This is a genomic window from Mycobacterium sp. TH-M15 (assembly GCF_057473705.1).
The window spans coordinates 1-5,841 of the sequence record NZ_JBYCLB010000423.1 but is presented as its reverse complement, the minus strand read 5'-3'; the positions used below and the strand labels follow the sequence as shown (position 1 = coordinate 5,841).

The 5,841-nt window shown below is 73.1% G+C and carries 5 protein-coding genes and 1 pseudogene; 3 read left to right on the top strand and 3 right to left on the bottom strand.

Translation table 11 applies throughout. The features are described 5' to 3' along the window. From AC2VNT_RS10230 to trmB, 3 genes are all read right to left on the bottom strand, one after another. Positions 1 to 1,432 (bottom strand): MMPL family transporter (locus AC2VNT_RS10230; RefSeq protein ID WP_486946746.1); only part of this gene is annotated, 1,432 nt, incomplete at its 3' end. Positions 1,433 to 1,485: 53 nt separating this feature from the next. Continuing rightward, complete coding sequence (locus tag AC2VNT_RS10225) at positions 1,486 to 2,178, bottom strand: NYN domain-containing protein (RefSeq protein ID WP_486946745.1); 693 nt, start codon at positions 2,176 to 2,178, stop codon at positions 1,486 to 1,488. After that, positions 2,175 to 2,912 carry a tRNA (guanosine(46)-N7)-methyltransferase TrmB gene (gene trmB, locus AC2VNT_RS10220; RefSeq protein ID WP_486946744.1) on the bottom strand — a complete coding sequence of 246 codons (738 nt, stop codon included), beginning with the start codon at positions 2,910 to 2,912 and terminating at the stop codon, positions 2,175 to 2,177. The genes AC2VNT_RS10225 and trmB overlap by 4 nt, the downstream gene beginning before the upstream one ends. A gap of 168 nt (positions 2,913 to 3,080) precedes the next feature. On the opposite strand from trmB, the gene AC2VNT_RS10215 reads away from it, so the two are divergent. From AC2VNT_RS10215 to AC2VNT_RS10205, 3 genes and pseudogenes are all read left to right on the top strand, one after another. Then, complete coding sequence (locus AC2VNT_RS10215) at positions 3,081 to 3,965, top strand: hypothetical protein (RefSeq protein WP_486946743.1); 885 nt, start codon at positions 3,081 to 3,083, stop codon at positions 3,963 to 3,965. Further along, positions 3,962 to 5,425: a hypothetical protein gene (locus AC2VNT_RS10210; protein ID WP_486946742.1), complete on the top strand. Its 1,464-nt coding sequence runs from the start codon at positions 3,962 to 3,964 to the stop codon at positions 5,423 to 5,425. Before AC2VNT_RS10215 ends, AC2VNT_RS10210 begins: the two co-directional genes overlap by 4 nt. Positions 5,426 to 5,462: 37 nt before the next feature. Next, a pseudogene (locus AC2VNT_RS10205) lies at positions 5,463 to 5,841 on the top strand (phosphoenolpyruvate carboxykinase (GTP)); the annotation flags it as partial.

The following is a 5,841-nucleotide window of genomic DNA, read 5'->3' as shown; positions in this document are numbered from 1 at the left end:
GGAAGAGACTGTCGAAGTGCTCCTGGGCCAGCCGGACCGAGTTGTCCGGCGGCAGATACTTCTCGCTGAACGCGCCGAGCGACAGCTTGCCCAGCGGGATGATCAGCAAGATCATCCCGATCACGATCGGCAGCGCGAACAGCAGCGGGCGCTTCATCACCCGGTTGACCAGCTTGCCCCAGAACTCGTTCTCCAGTTCGTCGCGGGTCTTGGTCCGCTGCAGCAGTCCGGCCAGCCACTCCAGGTAGACCCGGGACGGTCTCCAGTTGGCCAGGAACGGCACCCGCAGCAGCGTCCGCACCCCGAGCGCGTCGACGTTGGGGCCCAGGACGCCCAGCACAGCAGGCAGGATGGTGATCGACAGGATCGCCGAGAGCATCACCGCGGCGATCATCGCGTAGGTCAGTGAGCGCAGGAAGCCCTGCGGGAAGACCAGCATGCTCACCGCCGACGCCGCGATCAGCACCGCCGAGAACATCACCGTGCGCCCCGCGGTGATCACCGTGCGGCGCACCGCCGCCTCGGTGTCGTAGCCCTCGGCGATCTCCTCCCGAAACCGGCTGACCACGAACAGGCCGTAGTCGACGGCGATGCCGAGCCCCACCAGCGTCACCGCCGGCTGGGCGAAGAAGTGCACCGGCCCGAAGAGGGCGGTGAAGCGCATGATGCCCATCGAACCGGCGATGGCCAGGCCACCGACCAGCCCGGGCAGGGTGGCGGCGACCACCCCACCGAAGACCAGGAACAGCACGACGCAGACCAGCGGCAGCGCCAGCACCTCCATCCGCTGCTCGTCCTTGGCGATGGTTCCGGTCAGCCCGTCGGCCACCGGTTCCAGCCCGGCCAGCTCGACCGCGCCGCCGTCCAGCTGCTGCAGCGCCGGCCGGATCTGCTTGTAGTTGTTCAGGATGGTGTCGTCGTCGTCGCCCTTGAGCGGGATGGAGACGAAGGTGTACTTGCCGTCCTCGGTGTTCATGCCCAGCACCTGGCGGGCGGCATCGCGAACACCCGGTTCCTCGTCGGGATCGTCGGCACGGGCCTGCAACTTCTCCCGGACCTGCTCGGGCGTCTTGCCCGGGGTCGACGTGATCGCCTTCAGGTAGCCGACCCAGGCCTGAACCTGGTCGGGATGGTCCTTGACGACGGTGTCGAGCTCGCCGGCGATCTTCTTCGACCACTCCGGGTCGTCGACGGTCTTGCCGGCCGGGGCGGGGAAGACCGCGACGACGTGGCTGACCCGGTCACGCCCGTAGACCTCGTCGGCCAGCACCGACGCCCGCACCGACTCGCTGCCGTCGTCGTAGAAACCGCTCTGGGTGAGGTGCTTGTCCAGGCTCATCCCGAACAAGCCGCTGCCGACGCAGAGGGCCACCATGACGCCGATCACGATGAACCGGTACCGGTACACGGTTCGACCCCACCAGGCGAACACCTATACTCCTTACCCTTGCTGAATTCTGCGGTGACCCGCGCGTTGTCCAGTTGTCACAAACGCGGGGTCAGTAGCGAGGTCAGCGGCCGGAATGGCTGCAGCCACGCGCCCTGCTCCGGTAGCGAATCCAGGCTGATCCGCGGCAGCCGCTCCCGGAACACACCAGGGATGTCCTCCAGGTCGACGAATTCCAAGTTATCCGAGGCTAGCGCCCAACTGGCGTGTTCACGAAATCCAATCACCTGGACCGGAACCCCGGACGCCGCGGACTCCTCCAGCGGATCCCGGAAGGCCTGCCCGTCGGCGGACGCCACCACCAGCGCGGCCAGCCCCTCGGTGCGGCGTCGCGCGATGTGGTCGAGCATGTCGGCGTCCACGTCGCTGTCGTCGCCCACTTTCGGCTTGGCGAAGACCGCGAAGCCGATGTTGCGCAGCGCCTCCACCCAGGGCCGGACCACGTCGGCGGTGCCGGGCGCGATGTTGGTGAACACGGTCGCCTCCGGCTCGACGGTGATCTCCGGCCGACCGGCCGAGACCTGGGCGGTGCGGTTGAGCAGCCAGCGGCCCAGGGCGTCGAACCGGGGCCGTTCGGCTCCGGTCGGCCGCCGGCCGAGGATCGCCCCCAGGCCCATGTCCAGGTTGGGTGCGTCCCACACCAGCAGCACCCGCCGGGTCTCGGGGTCCGCCGCGGGCCCGGGCGGCGGGTCGGTCGACGCGACGTCAGCGAGGTCGGTGCCGGTGCTCATCTGCGCACCCAGAGCAGTTCGGCGACCGCGCTGCCCGCCTGCGCCGCCTTCGCCTCGTACTTGGTGGTGGGCCGGGTGACCGCGATGGGCAGCGCGGCGGACGCGGTGACCCGGCGCAACGCCGGTTCGGCATCGCCGGCCTCGGCGATCTGCTCGGCGTAGTCGGCGTGGTCGGTGGCGACGTGCAGCACCCCACCGGGTCGCAGCCGGTCGGCGATGAGCGCCATCGTCGTCGGCTGCAGCACTCGGCGCTTGTGGTGGCGGGCCTTGGGCCACGGGTCGGGGAAGAAGACCCGCACCCCGGTCAGCGACCCCGTGGCGACCAGCCACTCCAGCACGTCGAGCGCGTCGCCGCGGATCAGCCGGACGTTGCCGACGTCCTCCCGCTCGATCGCGCAGAGCAGCTGGGCCAGGCCACGCCGGTACACCTCGACGGCGATGACGTCGACGTCCGGCTCGGCCCGGGCCATCGCCACCGTCGAGATGCCGGTCCCGCTGCCGATCTCCAACACCAGCGCCGCGTCCCGGCCGAACCAGGCGGCGGCGTCCAGCGCGGCCGAATCCGGCTGGCCGGTGGCGGCGTGGTCCATGTCCATGCCGTACTCCGGCCAGAGCCGCTGCCAGGTCCGCTGCTGGCCGGCGGTGAGGGTGGACCGGCGGGGCCGGTAGCTGAAGGTGCGCGGGTACCGCCGGGTGCCGGCCTCGGCGGCCGGTGCCCCCGGCTCTGTATGCATCCGTCCATGGTGGCCCATCGGGTTCGATCCGCCCACCGTGCGGCGCACATTGATACCCAACAGTTGCCTGGCTGGGGACGACGGCGCCGGGTGACTCGCGGCCGCTGGTTCGGGAGGTCAGCATTCGGTACGGCTCGATGAGGGGAGATTGCGGTTTTCGTCGACGAGGTGACCCGGTTCGCCGCCGAGGTGGCAGACCCGGCGGTGGCCGCGATCGCGAACGACCTGGACACCCCGGTGCGGGTCGCCGTGCGCGGACGACGCGGCGTGGGCCGGCGCACCGTGACCCGGGCGCTGTGCGCCGCCGGGGTAGCCCCGGGAGACGGCCCCGATCCGGCCGACCTGGTGGTCTACCTGGTCGCCGAGGCGGTCAAACCGGAGGACATCGCCGCGGTGGCCACGCTGCCGCAGCCGGTGGCGGTGGCGTGGAACAAGGCCGACCTGGCCGGGGTGACCAGCGGCGCCGCGGCGCGGATCGGGATGCCGGTGCTGCCGCTCGCCGGGTTGTACGCGGTCGCCGCGCTCACCGATGTGCTGGACGACACCCGGTGGGCGGCGCTGCGGGCGCTCGCGGCCGGCCCGGCCGACGCGCGTCGCCCGGAGTGCCTGATCGACGCCCTGGGCGTCGCCGGCATCGACCGGGTGCTCCCGGCGGTCCGCCGGGGCTGCTCCCGCGACCAGGTGCGGGCGCTGCTGCGCCGGCTCAGTGGGGTCGACCGGGTCGTCGAGCGGCTGGACGCCCTGGCCGCGGTGGTGCGCTACCGGCGGTTGCTGGCCGCCGTGCGGCGGCTGGCGGCGCTGGCCGTCGCCGACGGCCGGATCGACGCCTTCCTGTCTCGCGACGAGACGGTGCTGGCCCGGATGGCCGCGGCGATGGAGCTGGCCCAAGCGGCCGGCCTCACCGCCGAGCCGGCGGCTGACGCCGACGCGCAGCTGCGCCGGGCCCGGCACTGGCACCGCTACCGGTGCGGCCCGGTGGACGCGCTGCACCGGGCGTGCGGGTCCGACATCGCCCGGGGGTCGCTGCGGCTGTGGTTCCGGGCGGGCGCGTGACCGGCCGCGCGGACCCGGTGGCCGGGGTGGACGCGCTGGTGGCGTCGATCGCGCCCCGGGCGCGTCCCCCGGCCGACCGGCACCACGAGGTGGTGCTGGTGACCGGTCCGCGGCTCGCCGGGGTGACCGCGGTGGCGACTGCGCTGACCGGCCGGCTGCCGGAGCGGGTTGTCGTCGAGGCGAGCGCGCTGCCGACCGGCGCGGCGCCGGCGGTGGTGGTGTTCGTGGTGTCGGCGGCCGCGGCGCTCACCGACTCCGACTGCGCGCTGCTGGACGCGGCCGCCGTCCACACCGACGCGGTGATCGGCGTTGTCGCCAAGATCGACCTGCACCGGCACTGGCCGCAGATGCTGGACCTGGCCAGGCAGACGCTGGCCGCCCGAGCGGCCCGCTACCGGGACACCCCGTGGGTGGGTGCCGCCGCCCGGCCCGGTCGCGGCGAGCCGCGGGCCGATGATCTGGTCGAGGCGGTCTGCGACCGGCTCGCCGCCCCGGACACCAGACGCCGGAACCGGTTGCGATCCTGGGAGTCCCAGCTGCAGGCCCTGGCCCGCCGGCAGCACCGGGCCGCAGCCGACCGCCGCGAGCGGATCGATCGGCTGCGCCGGCGACGAGAGGCCCAGCTGCGCCGGCGACGGCTGGACCGAACCGCGCAGACGATCGCGCTGCGCGGCCGGATCGCCCGGGCCCGGGTGCAGCTCACCCACATCGCCGGTAGCCGCTGCGCCGCGCTCCGTGGTGAGTTGCAGGAGGCTGCCGGTCGACTGACCCGGCGTCGGCTGCCCAGCTTCGAGGAGCACCTGCGCGCCCGGTTCGACGCGGTCATCGGCGAGTTGGACGAGGGCGTCGCGGCGCATCTGGTCGACGTCGCCGCCGCGCTGGGCCTGACGGCCGAACCGCCGCCGGCGCCGCGGCCGACCGTCCAGATGGCCGGTCCGGCGCTGCGGTCCCGCCGGCTGGAGACCCGGCTGATGACGGTGCTCGGTGCCGGCTTCGGTCTGGGCATGACGCTGACGCTGGGCCGGCTGCTAACCGGCTTGCCGGCCGGCCTGGGCGCGGTCGGGGCGGTGGCCTGCGCCGCCGTCGGCCTGGCGTCGGCGGTGTGGGTGGTGGGCACCCGCGGCCTGCTGCTCGACCGCGCGCTGCTCGACCGATGGGTGGCCGAGGCGGTCGCGGCCCTGCGGTCGGCCGCCGAAGAACTGGTCGCGGTGCGGGTGCTGGCCGCCGAATCGGCGCTCTCCGCCGAGCTGGCCGAACGACACGAGAGCGCCGCCGCTCGGGCGGCGTCGTCGGTGGCCGCGCTGGACGGTGAGCTCGGCGAGCACGCCGCGGTCGGGGCGGCCTGCGACCGCGAGCTGCCGGCACTGCGCCGGGCGCTGGCCGCGGTCCGCGCCGAGCTGGGCGACGATGGCGGCCACAGCCCCGCTCACGGTGCAGTCGTTACCCGCGTTAGCCTCTAGGGAAGCATCTGCACGGCACGCACCTAGGAGAGCTCTGATGACCGCAGCGACCATTCCCGGCCTGGAGACGGCGCCGACGACGCACCGGGGGGTGCTGTCCTGGGTCCGGGAGGTCGCCGAGCTCACCCAGCCGGACCGGGTGGAGTGGTCGGACGGGTCGCAGGCCGAGTGGGACCGATTGATGGGCGAGTTGGTGACGGCCGGATCGGCGGTGAAGCTCGACGACGCCAAGAAGCCCGAGTCCTACCTGGTGGTCTCCGACCCGGCCGACGTGGCCCGGGTCGAGTCGCGCACCTTCATCTGCAGTGCCACCGCCGACGGCGCCGGACCGACCAACAACTGGATGGACCCGACCGAGATGCGGGACATCATGACCGAGCTGTACCGCGGCTGCATGAAGGGCCGCACCATGTACG